Source organism: Hyphomicrobium sp. 2TAF46 (genome assembly GCF_052114865.1).
GTDB lineage: Bacteria > Pseudomonadota > Alphaproteobacteria > Rhizobiales > Hyphomicrobiaceae > Hyphomicrobium_B.
The window spans coordinates 88,772-108,309 of the sequence record NZ_JBFRFO010000012.1; the positions used below are offsets into that span (position 1 = coordinate 88,772).

At 59.8% G+C, this 19,538-nt stretch carries 22 protein-coding genes and 2 tRNA genes; 20 read left to right on the forward strand and 4 right to left on the reverse strand.

Going from position 1 to position 19,538, the window contains the following annotated elements:
- Positions 1–29 precede the first annotated feature (29 nt).
- The 4 genes from AB4Z24_RS21040 to AB4Z24_RS21055 all read left to right on the forward strand — a co-directional run bounded on the left by AB4Z24_RS21040 (position 30) and on the right by AB4Z24_RS21055 (position 1,404).
- Positions 30–308, forward strand: a complete 279-nt coding sequence (locus tag AB4Z24_RS21040; protein WP_045835607.1) for an HU family DNA-binding protein — start codon at positions 30–32, stop codon at positions 306–308.
- A 91-nt stretch (positions 309–399) separates the two neighbouring features.
- A tRNA-Val gene (locus AB4Z24_RS21045) sits at positions 400–474 on the forward strand.
- Between the two features lie 216 nt (positions 475–690).
- The gene (locus AB4Z24_RS21050) at positions 691–1,197 is read left to right on the forward strand and encodes a DUF1993 domain-containing protein (protein ID WP_441711373.1); all 507 of its coding nucleotides are present in this window, start codon (positions 691–693) and stop codon (positions 1,195–1,197) included.
- Positions 1,198–1,327: 130 nt separating this feature from the next.
- Positions 1,328–1,404 (forward strand) — tRNA-Asp (locus tag AB4Z24_RS21055).
- 246 nt (positions 1,405–1,650) lie between these two features.
- Here the strand turns inward: AB4Z24_RS21055 and AB4Z24_RS21060 are convergent.
- Complete coding sequence (locus AB4Z24_RS21060) at positions 1,651–2,298, reverse strand: hypothetical protein (protein ID WP_441711375.1); 648 nt, start codon at positions 2,296–2,298, stop codon at positions 1,651–1,653.
- A 212-nt stretch (positions 2,299–2,510) separates the two neighbouring features.
- A complete protein-coding gene (locus tag AB4Z24_RS21065; RefSeq protein ID WP_441711377.1) occupies positions 2,511–3,416 on the reverse strand; it encodes a MurR/RpiR family transcriptional regulator in 906 nt (301 codons plus the stop codon).
- 492 nt (positions 3,417–3,908) lie between these two features.
- Here AB4Z24_RS21065 and AB4Z24_RS21070 point away from each other — a divergent pair, with 492 nt between their 5' ends.
- On the forward strand, positions 3,909–4,715 hold the full coding sequence (locus AB4Z24_RS21070) for a TorF family putative porin (protein ID WP_441711379.1): 807 nt from the start codon (positions 3,909–3,911) through the stop codon (positions 4,713–4,715).
- A gap of 341 nt (positions 4,716–5,056) precedes the next feature.
- Here the strand turns inward: AB4Z24_RS21070 and AB4Z24_RS21075 are convergent, their stop codons facing one another.
- Positions 5,057–6,229, reverse strand: a complete 1,173-nt coding sequence (locus tag AB4Z24_RS21075; protein ID WP_441711380.1) for a DUF2778 domain-containing protein — start codon at positions 6,227–6,229, stop codon at positions 5,057–5,059.
- 233 nt (positions 6,230–6,462) lie between these two features.
- On the opposite strand from AB4Z24_RS21075, the gene AB4Z24_RS21080 reads away from it, so the two are divergent.
- Positions 6,463–6,912, forward strand: a complete 450-nt coding sequence (locus tag AB4Z24_RS21080; protein ID WP_441711382.1) for a YaiI/YqxD family protein — start codon at positions 6,463–6,465, stop codon at positions 6,910–6,912.
- 95 nt (positions 6,913–7,007) lie between these two features.
- Here the strand turns inward: AB4Z24_RS21080 and AB4Z24_RS21085 are convergent, their stop codons facing one another.
- Entirely contained in the window at positions 7,008–7,367 is a 360-nt protein-coding gene (locus AB4Z24_RS21085; RefSeq protein ID WP_441711384.1) for a hypothetical protein, read from the reverse strand.
- Positions 7,368–8,001: 634 nt separating this feature from the next.
- On the opposite strand from AB4Z24_RS21085, the gene AB4Z24_RS21090 reads away from it, so the two are divergent.
- The 14 genes from AB4Z24_RS21090 to nuoI all read left to right on the forward strand — a co-directional run bounded on the left by AB4Z24_RS21090 (position 8,002) and on the right by nuoI (position 19,528).
- Positions 8,002–8,367, forward strand: a complete 366-nt coding sequence (locus tag AB4Z24_RS21090; protein WP_441711386.1) for an NADH-quinone oxidoreductase subunit A — start codon at positions 8,002–8,004, stop codon at positions 8,365–8,367.
- A complete protein-coding gene (locus tag AB4Z24_RS21095; RefSeq protein ID WP_441711388.1) occupies positions 8,358–8,951 on the forward strand; it encodes a NuoB/complex I 20 kDa subunit family protein in 594 nt (197 codons plus the stop codon). The genes AB4Z24_RS21090 and AB4Z24_RS21095 overlap by 10 nt, the downstream gene beginning before the upstream one ends.
- Positions 8,952–8,961: 10 nt before the next feature.
- Positions 8,962–9,423, forward strand: coding sequence for a hypothetical protein (locus AB4Z24_RS21100; RefSeq protein WP_441711390.1), 462 nt, complete (start codon positions 8,962–8,964; stop codon positions 9,421–9,423).
- A gap of 23 nt (positions 9,424–9,446) precedes the next feature.
- Entirely contained in the window at positions 9,447–10,043 is a 597-nt protein-coding gene (locus AB4Z24_RS21105; protein WP_441711391.1) for an NADH-quinone oxidoreductase subunit C, read from the forward strand.
- A gap of 157 nt (positions 10,044–10,200) precedes the next feature.
- The gene (locus tag AB4Z24_RS21110; RefSeq protein ID WP_441711393.1) at positions 10,201–10,500 is read left to right on the forward strand and encodes a hypothetical protein; all 300 of its coding nucleotides are present in this window, start codon (positions 10,201–10,203) and stop codon (positions 10,498–10,500) included.
- 11 nt (positions 10,501–10,511) lie between these two features.
- Entirely contained in the window at positions 10,512–10,961 is a 450-nt protein-coding gene (locus tag AB4Z24_RS21115; protein ID WP_441711395.1) for a thioesterase family protein, read from the forward strand.
- Between the two features lie 2 nt (positions 10,962–10,963).
- Positions 10,964–12,154, forward strand: coding sequence for an NADH-quinone oxidoreductase subunit D (locus tag AB4Z24_RS21120; protein WP_441711397.1), 1,191 nt, complete (start codon positions 10,964–10,966; stop codon positions 12,152–12,154).
- Positions 12,155–12,314: 160 nt separating this feature from the next.
- On the forward strand, positions 12,315–12,794 hold the full coding sequence (locus AB4Z24_RS21125) for a hypothetical protein (RefSeq protein ID WP_441711399.1): 480 nt from the start codon (positions 12,315–12,317) through the stop codon (positions 12,792–12,794).
- 229 nt (positions 12,795–13,023) lie between these two features.
- Positions 13,024–14,217, forward strand: coding sequence for an NADH-quinone oxidoreductase subunit NuoE (nuoE, locus tag AB4Z24_RS21130; RefSeq protein ID WP_441711401.1), 1,194 nt, complete (start codon positions 13,024–13,026; stop codon positions 14,215–14,217).
- A 5-nt stretch (positions 14,218–14,222) separates the two neighbouring features.
- Entirely contained in the window at positions 14,223–15,509 is a 1,287-nt protein-coding gene (nuoF, locus tag AB4Z24_RS21135) for an NADH-quinone oxidoreductase subunit NuoF (protein WP_441711403.1), read from the forward strand.
- Between the two features lie 5 nt (positions 15,510–15,514).
- Positions 15,515–15,850, forward strand: coding sequence for a pentapeptide repeat-containing protein (locus tag AB4Z24_RS21140; RefSeq protein WP_441711404.1), 336 nt, complete (start codon positions 15,515–15,517; stop codon positions 15,848–15,850).
- Positions 15,851–15,870: 20 nt separating this feature from the next.
- Positions 15,871–17,967 carry an NADH-quinone oxidoreductase subunit NuoG gene (gene nuoG, locus AB4Z24_RS21145; RefSeq protein WP_441711406.1) on the forward strand — a complete coding sequence of 699 codons (2,097 nt, stop codon included), beginning with the start codon at positions 15,871–15,873 and terminating at the stop codon, positions 17,965–17,967.
- A 5-nt stretch (positions 17,968–17,972) separates the two neighbouring features.
- Complete coding sequence (nuoH, locus tag AB4Z24_RS21150) at positions 17,973–19,043, forward strand: NADH-quinone oxidoreductase subunit NuoH (protein ID WP_441711407.1); 1,071 nt, start codon at positions 17,973–17,975, stop codon at positions 19,041–19,043.
- A complete protein-coding gene (gene nuoI / locus AB4Z24_RS21155) occupies positions 19,040–19,528 on the forward strand; it encodes an NADH-quinone oxidoreductase subunit NuoI (RefSeq protein ID WP_441711409.1) in 489 nt (162 codons plus the stop codon). Before nuoH ends, nuoI begins: the two co-directional genes overlap by 4 nt.
- The last annotated feature ends 10 nt before the right edge of the window (positions 19,529–19,538 follow it).

Sequence of the window (19,538 nt, forward strand, 5' to 3'; positions counted from 1 at the left end):
CCCATCTCCCACATTAGAGGAAAGACGAGATGAGCAAGAAAGATTTGATTGATGCCGTCGCCAGAGATTGCGAGCTGACGAAAGAAAAGGCGAGCGGCGTGGTTGATGCCGTGCTCGCCCACATTCGCGCTGCGATGAAGGACGGCCATGAAGTCCGTATCCCCGATTTCGGAACCTTCAAGGTCGCTGCCCGTAAGGCGCGCGAAGGCCGCAATCCCGCTACCGGCAAAACCATCCAGATCCCGGCTTCGCGCGTGCCGAAGTTCACGCCGGCAAAGGGCCTGAAGGACGCGCTGAACCTGAACTGATCCGCTTTCACGTATTTTCTGCGCGCGTCGCGAGAGCGGCGCGCGTGTTTGTTTTGACAGCCCTTTCGAGACCGATTAGCAAGGGCGCTTCGGGCGGTTAGCTCAGTGGTAGAGCGCCTCGTTTACACCGAGGATGTCGGGAGTTCGACCCTCTCACCGCCCACCATGCCCGCTAAGAATTGCACGGCAGAGACGGGGTTGCGCCGTGCCGTCAGCATCTCGGCCTATCGAACCTTCAAGCCTCTAATGTCGCGGTTGAGCAGGCCCCCCGGCCGGTTCTGGGATATGCCTGTCGCGGATTGAAGCCGCGCATATTCTAAAATGACGGACCAATCCCACATGAACGCCCGTCCGTACTCATCCAACGAAGAAAGAACATCCCATGGCCGTTTCGATGTACGACATCGCGATCCCGACGTTTCAGAGACAGTTGGCCAACCTCGACGCGATCCTCGACAAAGCCGAGGCTTACGCTACCGCGAAAAAGATCGATATCGCGGTGCTGCTGGCCGCGCGCCTCTATCCCGATATGTTCAATCTCACGCGGCAGGTTCAACTGGCGACCGACTTCGCAAAGGCGGCTCCGGCGCGTCTGGCAGGTGTTGAAGTGCCGAGCCTACCTGACACCGAGACCACGCTCCCCGAGCTCAAGGCGCGCATCGCAACGGTTCAAGCGATGCTCGCGGCCTATAAGCCGCAGCAGTTCGAGGGTTCCGACTTGAAGCAATTGACGCTCAAGCTGGGCGGCAACGATATGACGTTGAGCGGGCGTGATTATCTGCTGCATGCGGCGCTCCCAAATTTCTATTTCCACTGCACAACGGCCTACGACATCCTGCGACACAACGGCCTTGAGATTGGCAAGCGCGATTTTGTCGGCCGACCCTGAGCGCCAACCCGGCCAGAGCGCGCGTTTTTGTTGTCTTTCCAGTGCGATCTCCGGCTTGACGTCCGGACGGCCATCACGTATTCCCAGCGTCGTGACGGCGGGCGCTTCGGCGCCCGTCACTTTCTGGATTGCGGGAGTAGCTCAGTTGGTTAGAGCGCCGCCCTGTCACGGCGGAGGCCGCGGGTTCAAGTCCCGTCTCTCGCGCCATTCCTTTTGAATGGCCGGTGATCCAGAAATGATGATTTGTTCCAAGACATGAAATCTGACCTTCGGCTGTTCGCAAATTTCTAGCGATTGCCCATAAATTTCCTCTCCTCGCTACGGCCTGCCCAGCCTCGATTCATCCCATGCATTGCTGGCGTGAATTCTCATTTGCGGCGCCGACCTGTTATCGACGATGACAATATTTGCTCGCTTGCCGAAATAAAAATTGGCGTCAGAACTCCGGTAATATCATCGTCCTTGCAGGGCGCTAGAATCGAGATTGTGAGCGTAATATTCTATCTCGTTGTCGCGCCATGCCGCTGGATGGCCGGCAAATCCCTTCTTCGTGCTCACCTCATTGTAATTGTGCTCGCCAGCTTGAATGAGGTCAGGTCCCTCAGCGGCGATCGCATCAGCACTCTTGTCGCTGGGTCGCACGATTGCGATGTGGCCAGGCTTATCGTCGTGATGATTGTGGTACGAGGCTACGACGAGCTGGCCAAGGTTGGCTGCACTCTGAGCGTCGATGGCGCCCTTGAGGCGCTGCCAACCTTGTGCAAGTCCTTCGGTCGCGAGCCATTCGTTCTGGGCATTGGCAAGAAGTTTCTGACCGTGCTCGGGCGGCCGCAAAATGTAGATGCCAAACTGCTTTGCGGCTGATGCGACGAAGGCACTGCAGTGTGTGTGCTTACCCTCGGTTTTTTCAGGTACACCGGTAGGGATGCCGGTTTCCCAGTTGATGTGCACGCCCGCGGGCCAGTGCTTTTCGACCTCGAAGCTGTCGAGCCTCTGAGCAAGTAGCTTGCCTGCGTCGGAAATCTCGCCCGCTGTGGCTGGTCCGAGCAAGCCGGCGGAGGCAAAAAGGGCGGAAAACGCGGCTCGGAAGACAATGGGCATTATGCAGCTCCAAAATCACGTCGTCTTGGCTTCTCGTTGATCAGGAATGCGCGATCATAATGCGGCGCATCATTCGCCATCAGAGATCCGCTCGGGCGGTTTCGTTTGTCTTGATCGGAAATGGCGCCAGGGTCCAAGCGCACTGCTCCGCTGATGGGCGCCACAACCCCGACCTGGCAATGCTGAAAAGGCCGCCGCGCGACCGTTGCCGGTCACCTTTCTCCGTCGCTCCAGTGCAGCCCGGCTTCAGGCGGAGGCTGCGGTGGAACCTCCACGCTGCCGCTCGTGGCCTCTGGTCCGCGTGATGCGATCACGAATGCAATGATCGCTTCGAGAAGCGACATCAGCGCCACGCTCGACGCAAAGACTTGCGGCGTGCCCATGGGCACGACGAACCGGTGACCGGCCTCCGCCATGATCGGAGACGCGGGACTATCAGAAATGCAGATGACCTTGATCCCTCGCGACACCGCCGACGCCACAGCTTCGATGACTTCACGCGGATAGGGCTTGAATGCCATGGCGAGAAGAACGTCCTTTCTCTCTGCCCGGGCAAGGCCATCTATGGGCCGCAGGCCATCGCGTGGGATGGCCGTGACCCTGCCGATCGCCAGACCCGCGACATACGCGAAATATGCGGCAATCGAATTGCCCATTCCCGTTCCCAGCACATAGGTCATCGGAGCTTGGACGATATCGTCCGCGGCGGCCTTGATGGCGAGGGATGTCGTCTCGGAAAAGAGCCGCTCAATGTTAATGATCGAGGCGGTCGCAAGATCGGTATAAAGTCCGGAGAGCCTACCGTCATTCGACAGCGATAGGAGCCAGCTGATCCTGTCTGGGAAGTCTTCGCGGCCTTTGATGACCTTTTCCCGGAATGGCCTCCGGAAATCCTCATAGCCATCGAAGCCGATGGCGCGGGCCATCCTCACAAGCGTGTTCGGTTTGACGCCGGCCTGGTGAGCCATCTCCCGAATGGAAGTCACGCTGATAAGGTTTGAATTTTCCAGAACGTGGGTGGCCGCCTTCCTGAGCTCCGGCGTCAGATCACCGAGGCTCCGGGTCAGCAGATCGAGAACTTCGGCGGCAGATTCTGCTCGAATTGAGGAATTGCTCATATGTTCTCTTGGCAAAATAAATGAGTGCAATTTAAACGCGCAGATACAAAACGGCGCGTGGAATACCGAAACAACCGGCCTGTTGGCCTATGCAATCTAGAGAAATAGCGTAGCGAAAAGCGCCCCTGAGTCTCAATTACTCAGTACACAGTCCAACATATCGGTACCCCGTCATCAAGTCCGTCTCAGGGCAACGCTCACAGCAATCGATTCGCGCCCGCGCTCGGAATTCCCCTCTGACAGCCCCGTTTTGCTGCCCTGAACGCGGCCAAAACGAACGAATTCTAGGCAAAAATGCTCATTTTGTTGCGAGTTCGTCACACAGTTCTCCGACAGAAACAAACATTCGTACTATTTGGTTGAATGGAACGACCGTACCATTACAGAAAAGTATGTCGGATCGAAGCAGCGACAAAGTCGCCTTTAGGTCCAACGAGGCGGTCGGGGTCAGAGGGGTGCGGGGACGCCGCTCTGTTAGGATAGGGGATTTAGATGTTCGGACGGAAAGTTATGGGCGGCGCCTGTGCGGCAGCCCTAGCATTGTTCGCCACGGCTAATGTTGCTTCGGCGGAAGAAAGACAGTTCGGCTACTCGCTGACGATCACGGGTTCATCGGATTATTTGTTCCGTGGCATCTCGTTCACGCAAAATGACCCGACGGCCAACATTTACAACGAATTCACGTACGGCATCGCCTACCTAGGGCTTTGGACATCGACCATCAACAATGGTGATTTGGGTCCCTGGGAGCAGGATATCTATCTCGGCATTCGGCCGGTTACCGGCCCGATCAGCTGGGATATATCGGCCCTGTATTATCTTTACGGCAATCGCGCCAATAGCTCGAGGGGCTCCAACGCGCATGGCCTGAACCCTGGGCACGGCGATGTGTTCGACACCTCCTACGCGGAATTCAAGATCGGCGCTACGACCCCGATCAGGGATGGCTTCGTTGTCGGCGCGAACGTTTATCTGACGCCGGACCAGGGCTACGCGGCTACCGACAACATCTCGATTGAAGGCACGGTTGCCTACGATCTTCCAAAGTATAGCGTGTTCGCTCCGCAATTCACCGGTTTGGTCGGCTGGTCGCATTCGGGAACGAACAGCACCTACAAGACGGGCTACTGGCTTAATCAACAGGAATACGCGTACTGGAACGCCGGCGTGAAGGTCAACGTCGACAAGTACTTCATGGACTTCCGCTACTCCGGCACGTCAATCGACACCGACAACCCGGATCGGGGAAAAGCTGACGATCGCTTCGTGTTCTCGGCAGGCGTGAGTCTGACTCCGTAATTTAGAGCTTTCGGCCGCGTCTCTCACGCGGTCGAGAACGCTGGAGTTGATCTCTCTCAAGCTCAAGTCCCAGCTGAATGGCCGCTGCACGCCCCCGTGCGGCGGCTTTCGTTTTGCGGAAGCGTCCTCGACGCAGGAACGGTTGCCGGCATTCCCCAAGTCTGCCGGAGAATAATCCGGCATGTTGAGCCGTAGCTGCTGGACGAGTCTTATCCAGCTCTCGGGTGCGTCGTCTCGAAGATCGCCAATCGCGCTAAGCCGATGCCCTCATTTCCGGATTGCGATTGAATCGTCCGTGCTCATGCATTCGGCCAACCCCTAAAGCGGGCAAGGCCAAGCGATCACTTGAACAGCGACGTCAGCGAGAACGTAGAAGCGACGACGATGGGCGGGTTCTCAGCCACCTGCGGATAGGGCTCGTCGATATAGACGCTAACGCCGGTCGCGCGATTGTCTTTGATCAACGAAGCGACATAAGCCCAGCCTTTCGGCTCGAGGCCAAGACATGCTTCCGACATCTCGCCTTTCAGCCGCTCATGAATGGCGATGTTCCCTCGCGCCAGGATCGCCGCCGTTTGCTGCGGCGTGAACCTGTCTCTGTTCCATAGCTTTCGAAGGTAAATTCCGGCGACGTTTCGCTTGGTTTTCGGACCCCAGGTGATTCGCGGGCCGCTATCCGACCCGAAGGAATACTCGCCGGGAGGCAGCGGTCCGACAGCGCGCGTGGCAAGGCAGTCGGGTTCTGGATTGTTGCGGCACACGTCCCGGCCGGAGATCGCCCAGGCAATCGTCTGCCCGCGCGCGGAAGGATCGTCGGCAAGGATGAATAGGCGCCCCGTCCGGATCGTGTAGCCGAGCCGGAAATGGGGGACGGTTGGCGGAACCTCGTGGACGACGTCGTCGAAGGGATTGCAGATTTCGCCGCCTGTCAGCTTGCGCGGATAGCCGTTGAGTTGAATGGTGACGTAATCGACGCCGGGCGCGCAGTCCCATTGCGGTAGGGTCTTCTTCGCTGCCAGAACAGTCGCCGAAGGCAAAGGCTTCGGCTGCGGCGCTGGGCCGACGGCAACGGTGGGCTTTTCGACAATCGGCGGCGGAATGTTGGTGGTCGGGGCGATGACCTTCGGCAGATGCCGGATCTGCTCGCACTTCGCAGAGACCTTCGGCGGCTGGATCTGTTTCACCGCCAGGCGCCGGGCGACCGAGCTGCTCGCCCCGGCTTTGATGTAGGCGAGAATGAGCGCCTGCTGAACTTCGATCTGCTCCTGCGATAATTCGAAGATGCAGTCTTCGTAGATCTGATCGCCGACCTGACTGAAGAAATCGGCAATCTGGCCAGCCGCCATGCCCGCGGCCGCTTTCGCGTCGGCTTTTACCGGTTGCTGCGCATGGCCGTAATTGGTCATAAGCAGCAGGGCCGCGACGGCACCGAGAAGCGCTACGTTGAATTGAGCCATAAGCCTGAAGAAATAGATCCTGCGGGAGACCCGCGCGTGCAATACGCGAATCCCCACGCGTCCGCCCCGAGGCGTCGGAAGGCACTGCCCGTGGATCATTTGGCTCGCGATAGCGCAGGAATGGTTCATGCGTCATTCCTACCCCAGAAGTCGAGGCAAGAGAGTGGCTATCTTGGAAATCCGCGCATTTCTTCAACGATTCCCGGTCCGGAGCGGGTTAAGTTCACCTCGTGACTAAGGAAGATCCCGCGCGCACCGTCGCGCGCGAGGATCCAGAGAGATGATGCGCAATGCAAATCTACGTCGACGCGGACGCTTGCCCGGTGAAAGCCGAAGTGGTGCGCGTTGCTGCACGGCACGATATTCCCGTTCTTATGGTGGCGAACAGCTGGATGCGGATCGATGCCAGTCCGCTCGTCAAGCTTGTCGTCGTCGAGGAAGGCCCTGACGCGGCAGATGACTGGATTGCCGAGCGAATCGGCGCATTCGACATCGCGATAACCGCTGACATTTTGCTCGCCGCCCGGTGTCTCAAGGCCGGCGCCCAATGCATCGGTCCGACGGGTAAGCCCTTCAGCGACGCCAACATCGGCATGGCGATTGCGATGCGCGATATGCAGCGGCATTTGCGGGAAACGGGAGAAAGCCGTGGGTTCAACCCCACATTTACACCGCGTGATCGCTCGCAGTTTTTGCAGGCGCTTGAAAACGCCGTCCAGGCAACGAAGAGAAAAGGTTAGGCGATCCCAGAAAACAACAATCTCCATGCCGCCCGCGATCGGCATGGAGAGAGCGCAGGGAGTTCATTCAGATCAGATGATCTCGCCGAAGTGGATCATCGCCAGCCCCGGTGACCGCCGAAGCGATGTCCGTAGCCGCCGTACCAGCCGCGGCCGCCGCCGTACCAACCGCGCCCACCGTACCAGCGGGGCCCACCACCCCAGCGATACGGATAATACCCGGCGTAGTAGGGATATGGCCGATAATACCGTCGACCGTAAAAGGCCGGCCCGTAATAGATGGGGCCATCATAATAATAGTCGTCGTAAGCGTACTCGCGCGTGACGGGCGGACCTTCGACGACAGCTCCTCGGCCTTCACAGCATTCGCCGCCCCCGAAATCCGCCGCTGTCGCTGCATGAGGCGCAATGCTCGTCAACGCGAAAACCGGAAGTGCATAAATCAGATTTCTCATGAAATTGCTCCCTGAAGAAACCGCATTCAAAAAACGCCCCGAGCTGTGAATGATTGCTGAACAATCGTCGTCGGCTGACGAAGTTAATCCGCATAAAGAGTAGTGCTCAAATCATTTGAAATACGGGCAGGTATATACGGAATGGTTACAAGGTTTTTTGGGCACGCAGGAGGCGGAGGGTAGTGGTGACATCGCGAATGGCACGATCGGAGGAATAATTGCGCGGCCAATCGTTCTTCGCAGTCCTTCACAACGCGAGCGAAATGAATGCGCAACGAAATGTGCACCGTCACGCGCGCGTCGCTCATGCCCCCGGTCTTCAGCTGAGGCATCTCTCGCATCCGTTTCGGGCACCGAAGAAAAAGAACAGGCGAGGCGGGTGCGATCGACGAACGAGCCGGGCCGGCGCTCCGCTACGCGACTGGCATCCGCGCAGCGGTAACGGCTGTGTGACAGATGTGACAGATTGCCGTGGCAGCTTCAGAAGGGTGGAGAAGCATGCATCGAACCGGCGGTTTCCCAGCATTGAAAAACCTGAGCGGGAGCAGGGGTGTTGCGCGTGAGAACGCCCTGCGTTAACACCGACGCAACGGCCAAAGCGCTGAGACTCGGCCGTCTTACCGGATTGACGGCGATGATTGATCTGACCTCGCATTACCTGCCGATCGCCATTTTCATCGGCGTCGCGCTGTTCATCGGCGCCGCCCTGATGATTGCGCCATTTCTCGTCGCCGTCAGGAACCCCGATCCTGAGAAGGTCTCCGCCTACGAATGCGGCTTCAGTGCCTTCGACGATGCCCGCATGAAGTTCGACGTGCGGTTCTATCTCGTGTCTATTCTCTTCATCATCTTTGATCTCGAGATCGCGTTCCTCTTTCCTTGGGCTGCGGCCTTCAAGGAAGTCGGCGTTTACGGCTTCTGGTCGATGATGGTGTTTCTTGGCGTGCTGACGGTCGGCTTCATTTACGAATGGAAGAAGGGCGCGCTGGAATGGGATTGATCATCAAGGACGAGCGTCCGGGTGGCCTTGTCTTCGATCGCGTCTTTGACCGGGCGCAGGAAGGCGCCCCAGGCGCGGTGTCGCCTGCCGCAGATCCGTTCTTCACCGAAGTTTCGAACGAGCTGGCCGACAAGGGCTTTCTCGTCACGACCGTCGATGACTTGATTAACTGGGCCCGCACCGGTTCGCTGATGTGGATGACGTTCGGCCTCGCCTGCTGCGCCGTCGAGATGATGCAGACATCGATGCCGCGGTATGACGTCGAGCGATTCGGCTTCGCGCCGCGCGCTTCGCCCAGGCAGTCCGACGTCATGATCGTTGCCGGCACGTTGACCAACAAGATGGCCCCCGCGCTCCGCAAGGTCTATGACCAGATGCCGGAGCCCCGCTACGTCATCTCGATGGGAAGCTGCGCCAACGGCGGCGGCTATTACCATTATTCCTATGCCGTCGTCCGCGGCTGCGATCGCATCGTGCCGGTCGACGTCTATGTGCCGGGCTGCCCGCCAACCGCCGAGGCGCTGCTTTACGGAATTCTGTTGCTGCAGCGGAAGATACGCCGCACCGGCACCATCGAGCGATAGGTAGATTGCCATGGGCGGCGATATCTATTGGTATGTGGTACCCTACGAACCCGACATTGGCGCTGCTTTGGAAAAGCTTCGTCTGCGTGAGCTTAATGCCGGGCGCTACAATCCCGTCACGCCCTTTCCCAAATTTCCCGTCGATCTGAACTCTCTCGTCACAGGTCAGTTGCACGCATCGTTCGAGGAGGCTCTCAATGCCTCCGATGCCGATGGCACGCGCTCTATTATCGATATCCACTTCGTTTCTGGTGTTCCGCGGGAAGGCCCGAGCGAGCCCGATGTCACGGCGTGGCCTCTGTCGGAAAATCAGTTGAGTGAGTTGTTCGGCACGACCGAGCCATCGCCCGAAGCCATAGCCAGCAACTATAAATTCTGGGAGGGTATCAGTCGGGGATCGGGCGCATATATCATTCTGAAACAGAATGGCGTTCCCCATGGGATATTCTTCGGTGGCTGCTCATTCGATTGAAACTCAGCGGATTGAGGAACCCGATGCACGAGCTACAGCAAAATGCCGAGAGTAGACTAGGTTCTTCCTTGATCTCGAGCGTGATTGCGCATGATGAACTGACCATCACCGTCGCCCGCGAAAACATCGTCGACGTGCTGACCAAGCTTCGCGACGACCCGAAGTGCCAGTTCGAAGTCCTGATCGATATCTGCGGCGTCGACTATCCCGAGCGCGCGGAGCGCTTCGACGTCGTCTATCATCTGCTGTCGCCGCGCCTCAATCAGCGGCTGCGGCTCAAGATCTCGACCGACGAGATGACGCCCATCGCAAGCGTCAACGACGTTTTTCCGGCGGCCAATTGGTACGAGCGGGAAGCCTATGACCTTTACGGCATCCGGTTCACGGGACACCCCGATCTTCGCCGCATCCTCACCGACTATGGCTTTCAGGGGTATCCCCTTCGCAAAGATTTCCCGCTCACCGGTTACGTCGAAGTTCGCTACGACGATGAAAAGAAACGCGTCGTCTATGAGCCGGTGAAGCTTACGCAGGAATTCCGCGATTTCGATTTCGAGAGCCCTTGGGAAGGGCCGAGCCACGTCCTTCCGGGCGACGAGAAAGCCAGCCCGAAGTCGTGAATCGCGCGTCTCGCCGTTTGCAGCGCCGTCTTCCCGGCGCTGTTGCCATCGACTTCGAATTCTACGCGTTCGGGCGGTCCTTTGCTTCCCATCGGGGCGGTCCGCTCCAATCGTCGTTCGGCCGGGAAACCGGAGTGATTCGTGAGGCCAAGGTCGGATGCAATTCGAGGTCAGTGTCGCGTTAGCGGCAGTTTTCATGATCGGGGCTTTCATCCTCGATTGGCCGCGCGCCCTCGCCGGGCTGCTGCTCGGCGTGATCTGCCGCTATCTGCCCTATGGAACGATCATGATTCCGGCCGGCGTCGTGTTGGTCTCGGGCGCGGCCGAATTGCTCTATCCCTGGTTCGGCCGCACGAACGGGCCGCATTTCTGGGGCTTTTTCTTCGGGCTCTTTGCGGTCGCAGGTACCGCGTCCAGCCTCTACATTACGATACGCAACCTGAAAGACCGGCTGTGAGGATTTAGGCCGTGAAAGAAACGCTTCACGTCGGAGCGAAAACCAGTTTCTCCTTTCGCGTTCCGGCCACGAAAACGGTGCCGCATCTCTATCCTGAGGCACACGAATTTCAGCTCATGCCGACCGTTTTTGCGACCGGCTTCATGGTCGGGCTGATGGAATGGACCTGTCTCAATATCATTACGCCCCATCTCGACGAGGGTGAGGGCTCGCTCGGCATTCACATCAATGTTTCACACCTCGCCGCCACGGTACCGGGACAAACGGTGATCGTTGACGCGGAGTGCACGAAAGTCGCAGGCCGCCGGCTATTCTTTCATGTGAAAGCACATGACGGGATTGATTTAATCGGCGAGGGCGAGCATCAGCGTATGGTCGTGAACTGGCAGAAGTTCGAGCAACGCGTGAACGAGAAGGCGAAGCTCGCCAGAGTAGCACCGATTACCCGCGGGACCGTTTGAACATGGCCGAGACCGAGATCCGTAATTTCAATATCAATTTCGGGCCGCAGCACCCTGCCGCGCACGGCGTGCTTCGCCTCGTGCTCGAGCTGGACGGCGAGGTCGTGGAGCGCGTCGATCCGCACATCGGTCTCCTTCATCGCGGTACCGAGAAGCTCATCGAGCATAAGACGTACATGCAGGCGATCGGCTATTTCGACCGTCTCGATTACGTCGCTCCGATGAATCAGGAGCACTCGTTCTGCCTTGCTGCCGAAAAACTCTTGGGTCTCGAGGTTCCCTACCGGGCGCAGCTCATCCGCGTGCTTTACTCCGAAATCGGCCGCCAGCTGTCGCATCTCTTGAACGTCACGACGCAAGCCATGGACGTCGGCGCGCTGACCCCGCCGCTCTGGGGCTTCGAAGAACGCGAAAAGCTGATGGTCTTCTACGAGCGCGCCTCGGGATCGCGCATGCACGCAAAATACTTCCGCATGGGCGGCGTCCATCAGGACCTGCCTGAGCAGCTGATCGACGATATTTACGCCTGGTGCGACCCGTTCCTGAAGGTCGTCGATGATATCGACGGCCTGTTGACCGAGAACCGCATCTTCAAGCAGCGCAACGTCGACATCGGCGTCGTGTCGCTGGATGACGCGTTCGCCTGGGGTTTTTCGGGCGTGATGGTGCGCGGCTCGGGCGCGGCCTGGGACCTCCGGAAGTCCCAGCCGTACGAATGCTACGCCGACCTCGATTTCGATATCCCGATCGGCAAGAATGGCGACTGCTACGACCGCTACCTGATCCGCATGCAGGAAATGCGGGAAGCAACCAAGATCATGAAGCAGTGCTGCGAGCTGTTGAAGTCGCCGCGCGGCAAGGGTCCGCACGTCGCCGAAAATAAGAAAGTCGTGCCGCCGAAGCGGGGTGAGATGAAGCGCTCGATGGAAGCGCTGATCCATCACTTCAAGCTCTACACCGAAGGCTTCCACGTTCCGCCCGGCGAGGTCTACGCCGCGGTCGAGGCGCCGAAGGGCGAATTCGGCGTCTATCTCGTGTCCGACGGCTCCAACAAGCCCTATCGCTGCAAGATCCGCGCTCCTGGATTCCCGCACCTCGCGGCCATGGATTTCCTGAACCGCGGCCATATGCTGGCGGACGTCTCCGCGATCCTCGGCTCTCTCGACATCGTCTTCGGCGAAATCGATCGCTGATCCGTCCAAATCGTTGCGGAGGATAGTTTCGTTCGATCGCACCTTGATCGATCTCACTAATCTGGCTGCCAGCCGCCCATTAAAAAAACTTATCCCCGCGCCGCCCGGGTCCGGTACGATACGCGGGCTAGTTGAGTAAACGAGGGGAAAGGAGCCGCGCATGCTTCCCGGTGGAGCGCCGATGGTCGACAACCTGTTCTTGCTGGCCGTAGCGGCCGTGGGCTGGGGCTTGAGCCTTGCAACCTATCGCCTTTTCGCCCGCTCCCGAAGCTGGCCCATGGGCGCGCTGCAAACTGATCTTCCCTTCATTCCGGTTCTGATTGGTTTAGCCGGACTGTTCGCCGGTCTGCTGTTTGCAACGGCACGCGGCGCCGACGATGGCGGGTGGATGATCATCGTGCTCGGCCTTTTGTTCGCAGCGCTTTGGACGGGCTTCCTGCGTGTCGGTTCCCAGGTCGCACTTTTTCTCGCGCCGGTCGCCACGTTCCTGTTGCTGCTTGGCTGGCTTGCGGTGCCACTCGGATTTTCTGAACGCCGATGGGCAACGGAGCGTCCCAGCGAGACGCTTCAACGTCGCGGCATTCTCGCGCCGGATGACACAACGACCGCGCCAGCGCCTTCGCCGAAATCGACTCAATAGCTGTGAGCTTTTCGTCGCACCCGAATATCGTCGAATATCGTGGCTTGCTTACCCAAATGGATAGGCAAATGCTTGCCTTGTGGCCGCATTCCTCGTACTGGACCGCTTCGGTGGCTGAGGGTTATGTCACTCAGAGAGTCGACATTGGGGCGTAACGGTCCAGATCACGCTTGTGACGTGGATACGTTGGGTATTCGGCGCCACACGACTGACGTTCGAGGAGCCATGGATGGCCGTTCGCCGACTGAATGCGGTGCAGCCTGCGCAATTCGCTTTCACGCCTGAAAATTTGGCGTGGGCGAACAAGACGATCGCCAAATATCCGGAAGGCAAGCAGGCGTCGGCGATCATCCCCCTGCTTTGGCGTGCGCAGGAGCAGGTCGGCTGGTTGCCCGAACCCGCGATCAGGCTCGTCTGCGATATGCTTGGCATGGCCCACATTCGCGGCCTAGAGGTCGCCACCTTCTACACCATGTTCCACCTTTCACCGGTGGGGACGAAGGCCCATATACAGGTATGTGGAACCACGCCTTGCATGCTCCGCGGTTCGGGTGATCTCATCGCCGTCTGCAAGAACCGTATCGACGGCCATTCGCACACACCCAACGCCGATGGCACGCTGTCGTGGGAAGAGGTCGAATGCATCGGCGTCTGCGCCAACGCGCCGGTCGTGCAGGTCGGTAAGGATACCTACGAAGACCTCACGCCCGAGCAGCTGACCAAGATCATCGACGCCTTTGTTGCCGGCAGGCAGCCGAAGCCCGGGTCGCAGATCGGCCGCGTCGCATCCTCTCCGGTCACGGGACCGACGACATTGACCGATCCCGCGCTTTACGATGGCTCTTCCATCGGCGCCTGGAAGAAGCGTTTCGAAGAAACATCCGGCGACCAGGCCGATAAGGCCCAAGAATCGCCACCGGCCTCTGCAGCCCATAAGGCCCAAGTCGACGCGGGCGCTTCGCCAGCGCCGGGTGAAGCCAAGGCCCCGCCGGTTCATCCGGCAGCGCTGACCGCGATGGCCAACGCCGGCCTCGTCAAGGAACTTGAAGGGCGCGGCAGCGGCAAGGCGCTTTCCGCGGGAGAGATCGATAAGATCAAGGCGGACATGATCCGGGACAGGGCAGCAGCGGCTGCGAGCCGGAACGTCGAGCCCGAGCTTTTGAAGGAGCCGCGCGGCGGCGAGGCCGATGACCTGTCGCTGATCCCGGGTGTTTCAGCCGACGTGGTCGATAAGCTCCACGCAATGGGCATCTGGCATTTCGATCAGATCGCCAAGTGGACGCCTCAGAACGTCGCCTGGTTTGAAGTCCAGTTGGAAGGCTTTATGGGCCGTGTAACGCGTGACAAATGGATCGAGCAGGCGCAGAAGCTCGCATCCGGTTGGCGTCCGGAAAGCAAAGCCGGTAAAAGGCCGAAAGGGTAGCGCCCATGCTGCATGATCGCGACCGCATATTCCGCAACATCTACGGCTTCCACGACGTCGGGCTGAAGGGCGCGATGCGCCGTGGCGCGTGGGACGGCACGAAGTTCTTCATCGACAAGGGCCACGACTACATCATCGACGAGGTGAAGAAGTCGGGTCTCCGCGGCCGGGGCGGCGCCGGCTTCCCGACGGGCCTCAAGTGGTCATTCATGCCGAAGGCCGATACGCGGCCGAGCTATCTCGTCATCAATGCCGACGAGTCGGAGCCCGGCTCCTGCAAGGATCGCGAGATCCTTCGGCACGACCCGCATCTCATGATCGAAGGCGCGCTGCTCGCATCCTTCGCGATGCGCGCGCATGCCTGCTACGTTTATGTGCGCGGCGAATACATCCGCGAGCGCGAGGCGCTCCAGCGCGCCATCGATGAAGCCTATGAGGCCAAGCTCGTCGGCAAGAACAACGTCCACGGCTGGGACTTCGACATTTTCGTCCACCACGGCGCCGGCGCCTACATCTGCGGCGAAGAAACCGCGATGCTCGAAAGCCTTGAAGGCAAAAAGGGCCAGCCGCGCCTGAAGCCGCCATTCCCGGCGAACGTCGGCCTCTACGGCGCGCCGACGACGATCAACAACGTGGAAAGCATCGCCGTCGCCGGCGAAATCCTGCGTCGCGGGTCGGCGTGGTTCGCAGCCCTCGGCAAACCGAACAACACCGGCACCAAGCTCTTTCAGATCTCGGGCCACGTCGAGCGTCCGTGCGTCGTCGAAGAAGAAATGGGCATCCCCCTCAAGGAGCTGATCGACCGGCATTGCGGCGGCATCCGCGGCGGCTGGGATAATCTGCTCGCCGTCATTCCGGGTGGGTCTTCCGTCCGCTGCATCACGGCGGAACAGTCCGAAGCCGTGACGATGGATTTCGACGCGCTCGGCAAGCTCGGCTCCGGTCTCGGCACCGCTGCCGTGATCGTGATGGACAAATCGACGGACATCATCGCCGCGATCCGGCGCATCGCCTACTTCTACAAGCACGAGAGCTGCGGCCAGTGCACGCCGTGCCGTGAAGGCACCGGCTGGATGTGGCGCGTGCTCGAGCGCATGGAGCGCGGCGAAGCGGAAAAACGCGAGATCGATTTGCTGTTCGATGTCACGAAGCAGGTCGAAGGCCACACGATTTGCGCGCTCGGCGACGCAGCGGCATGGCCAGTACAAGGATTGATCAAGAACTTCCGTCCGGTGATCGAGGCGCGTATCGACGATTACCAGAGGAAACACGCCCGCGTGGCGGCGGAGTGAGCGGAATGAAGATCGAGAACGAGAAACACCGGCTTGAAGTCCGACGTGCCGATATCTCGGGTTCGGTGTTTGACGACGTGAATCTGTCCGGCGGCACGTTCGAGAACGTGAACCTATCAGGCGGGCGCTATCACAACGTCAACCTTTCTGGATGCTCCTTCGACGATATCAACATGTCTGGCTGGAAAGTGCACGACGTCAATCTTTCGGGGATGCGCATCGATAAGGCCAATCTTGCGGGCGTCTCGATCAAGGACAGCCGCATGGAAGGCATGACCATCGAAGGAATTTCCGTTACGGAACTGCTCGCCTACTGGCGCGCCGGTCACGCGACGACTTGAACGCAGAGGCTCGCTGAAAAATGGCAAAGCAACTGATCGTCGACGGCATACCGATTGAGGTCGAGGACGGCACGACGCTGATGCACGCCTGCGAAATGGCGGGCTCGGTCATTCCGCGCTTCTGCTACCACGAGCGGCTGTCGATCGCCGGTAACTGCCGCATGTGTCTCGTCGAGGTGCAAGGCTCGCCGAAGCCGGTCGCCTCGTGCGCGATGCTCGTCAACGATTTGCCGCCGAACAAGGATGGTTCGCCGAAGATCGTCACCACCGGCTCGCCGATGGTGAAGAAGGCGCGCGAAGGGGTGATGGAGTTCCTGCTCATCAACCACCCGCTCGATTGCCCGATCTGCGATCAGGGCGGCGAATGCGATCTGCAAGATCAGGCGATGGCCTTCGGCATGGGCGGATCGCGCTATACCGAGAACAAGCGCGCCGTCGAAGAAAAGCACATCGGCCCGCTCATCAAGACGATGATGACGCGCTGCATCCACTGCACGCGCTGCGTCCGCTTTATGACGGAAGTCGCGGGCGTCGAAGAGCTCGGCCTTATCGGCCGTGGCGAAGACGCGGAAATCACGACCTATCTCGAACGCGGCATTCTCTCCGAAATGAGCGCCAACGCCGTCGATCTCTGCCCGGTCGGCGCGCTCACGCATCGCCCCTGGGCGTTTGCCGCCCGGCCCTGGGAGATGGAAACTTTCGAAACCATCGACGTCATGGACGCCGTCGGCTCGTCGATCAGCGCCGACGTGCGCGGCGCCGCCGTCATGCGTATTCTTCCGCGCAACAACGACGCCGTGAACGAGGAATGGATTTCCGACAAGACGCGCCACGTCGCCGACGGCCTGAAAACGCAGCGTCTCGACCAGCCGTACATCCGCAAGAATGGCCGCTTCGAACCCGCCACCTGGGACGATGCGTTGAACCTCGTGGCCGCAAAGTTGAAGGCGGCATCGGCTGAAAAGATCGGCGCCATCGCTGGCGATCTCGCGGGCGCCGAGGAAATGTTCGCGCTGAAGGATCTTTTGACCAAGCTCGGCGCGGCATCGCTCGATTGCCGTCAGGCAGGAGACAAGCTCGATCCGAAGTTGGGCCGCGCCAGCTATCTTTTCAACTCCGGCATCGAGGGCATCGAGCAGGCCGACGCGATCCTCATCGTTGGCGCCAATCCTCGCCTCGAAGCGGCAGTCCTGAACTCCCGGATCCGCAAGCGCTGGCGCACCGCGCCGACCAAAATCGGCGTCGTCGGTGCCAAGGTCGATCTCGCCTATCCATACGAATATTTGGGTGCGGGACCGGAAACCCTGGCGGAGATCGCGAACGGCAAGCACGCCTTCGCGGAAGTCTTGAAAGCGGCGGCAAAGCCGATGGTCATCGTCGGACAAGGCGCGTTCGCCCGCGGCGATGGGCTGGCGTCGCTATCGCTTGCCTCGCGTATCGTTCTTACGGCATCCGCCGGCAAGGACGCGTCGTGGAACGGCTTCAATGTCCTTCACACCGCCGCCGCGCGCGTCGCAGGTCTTGATCTCGGCTTCGTGCCGGGGAAGGGCGGCAAGGATGCCGCTGGCATTCTCGGCCCCGACATGGAATTCGTGTATCTCCTCGGCGCCGACGAATCTGATTTCGCGAAGCTCAGCCCATCCGCGTTCGTCGTCTACCAGGGTACGCACGGCGACAAGGGCACCGAACGTGCCGACGTCATCCTGCCGGGCGCCGCCTACACCGAGAAGAATGCAACCTACGTGAACACCGAAGGCCGCGCGCAGCAGACGCTCAAGGCCGTGTTCCCGCCGGGCGCCGCCAAGGAAGATTGGACCATCGTCCGCGCGCTCTCGGAGCGGGCCGGCGCCAAGCTCCCCTACGACACCATAAACGAGCTTCGCGCGGCCATGTACCGGGCGAGCCCGCAGCTCGCAGCGCTCGACACGATCGAAACCCGCGCTGTATCCGGGCTCGAAACGCTCGCGAAGCTGACAGCTCAGCCGTCATCGGAACCGTTCGCTTCGGTGATCGCAGACTTCTATATGACGAACCCGATAGCGCGAGCCTCCGCCGTCATGGCCGGCATGAGCGCGCTTCGGGCCTCGCATGAACAGAAACTCAACGCAGCGGAATAGGGAACATGCTCGACACGCTGCAGACATTCATGAACGACTACGGCTGGAACATACTGGCGCTCATCGGCTTTTCGCTGTTGCTGCTGGTTACGCTGCTGATCATCGTGGCCTTCCTGCTGCTGATGGACCGCAAGGTGTGGGCCGCCGTCCAGATGCGCCGCGGCCCGAACGTCGTCGGACCGTTCGGCCTGTTGCAGTCGTTCGCCGATCTTTTGAAGTTCGTCTTGAAAGAGCCGATCATACCGGCGGGCTCCGACAAGGCCGTCTTCCTTCTTGCGCCGCTCGCAACGGCAACGTGCGCGCTCGCATCGTGGGCCGTCATCCCGGTCAACGAAAACAGCTGGGGCAGGTGGGTGATCTCCGACATGAACGTCGGAATTCTCTACCTGCTCGCGATCTCTTCGCTCGGCGTCTACGGCATCGTCATGGGCGGCTGGGCGTCGAACTCGAAATACCCGTTCATGGGCGCGCTGCGCTCCGCTGCGCAGATGGTATCCTATGAGGTCTCGATCGGCTTCGTCATCATCAGCGTGCTGCTCTGCGTCGGCTCGCTCAACGTGACGGATGTCGTCAACGCCCAGAAGACCGGCGTCGGCACCACGCTCGGAATGACGAGTTCGCTGCTTGATTGGCACTGGCTGCCGCTCTTCCCGATGTTCGTCATTTTCTTCATTTCGGCGCTGGCCGAAACGAATCGGCCGCCATTCGACCTCGTCGAAGCCGAATCCGAACTCGTCGCCGGCTTCATGGTCGAATATTCTTCGACGCCGTATCTGCTCTACATGCTCGGCGAGTACGTCTCGATCGTTGCAATGTGCGCGATGACGACGATCCTTTTCCTTGGCGGCTGGCTGCCGCCGCTGGACATCTGGCCGCTCAATGCTGTGCCCGGGCTGTTCTGGTTCCTGATCAAAGTCGTATTCGTCTTTTTCATGTTCGCGATGGTGAAGGCGATGGTGCCGCGGTATCGCTACGATCAATTGATGCGCCTTGGCTGGAAAGTATTCCTACCGCTGTCGCTCTTCATGGTCGTCGTCACGGCCGCCGTGCTCCAATTCGGAGGCTTCCACTCATGAGCGTAGCGCGCGCAGCAAAATCGCTTTTCCTCTTGGAGTTCGTTTCGGCGTTCTTCTTGACGATGCGCTACTTCTTCTCGCCGAAGAAGACGCTGAACTATCCTTACGAGAAGGGCCCGCTTTCACCGCGCTTCCGCGGTGAGCATGCGCTCCGCCGCTATCCGAACGGCGAAGAACGCTGCATCGCTTGCAAGCTCTGCGAGGCGATCTGCCCCGCTCAGGCGATTACGATCGAAGCCGGCCCGCGCCGTAACGACGGCACCCGCCGCACGACGCGATATGACATCGACATGACGAAGTGCATCTATTGCGGCCTCTGCCAGGAAGCCTGCCCAGTCGATGCCATTGTCGAGGGCCCGAACTTCGAATTCGCGACCGAAACGCGCGAAGAACTTTTCTACGACAAGGAGCGGCTGCTCGCGAACGGCGACCGCTGGGAACGCGAAATCGCAAAGAACATCGCGCTCGACGCGAAGTATCGATAGAAGGCAACGC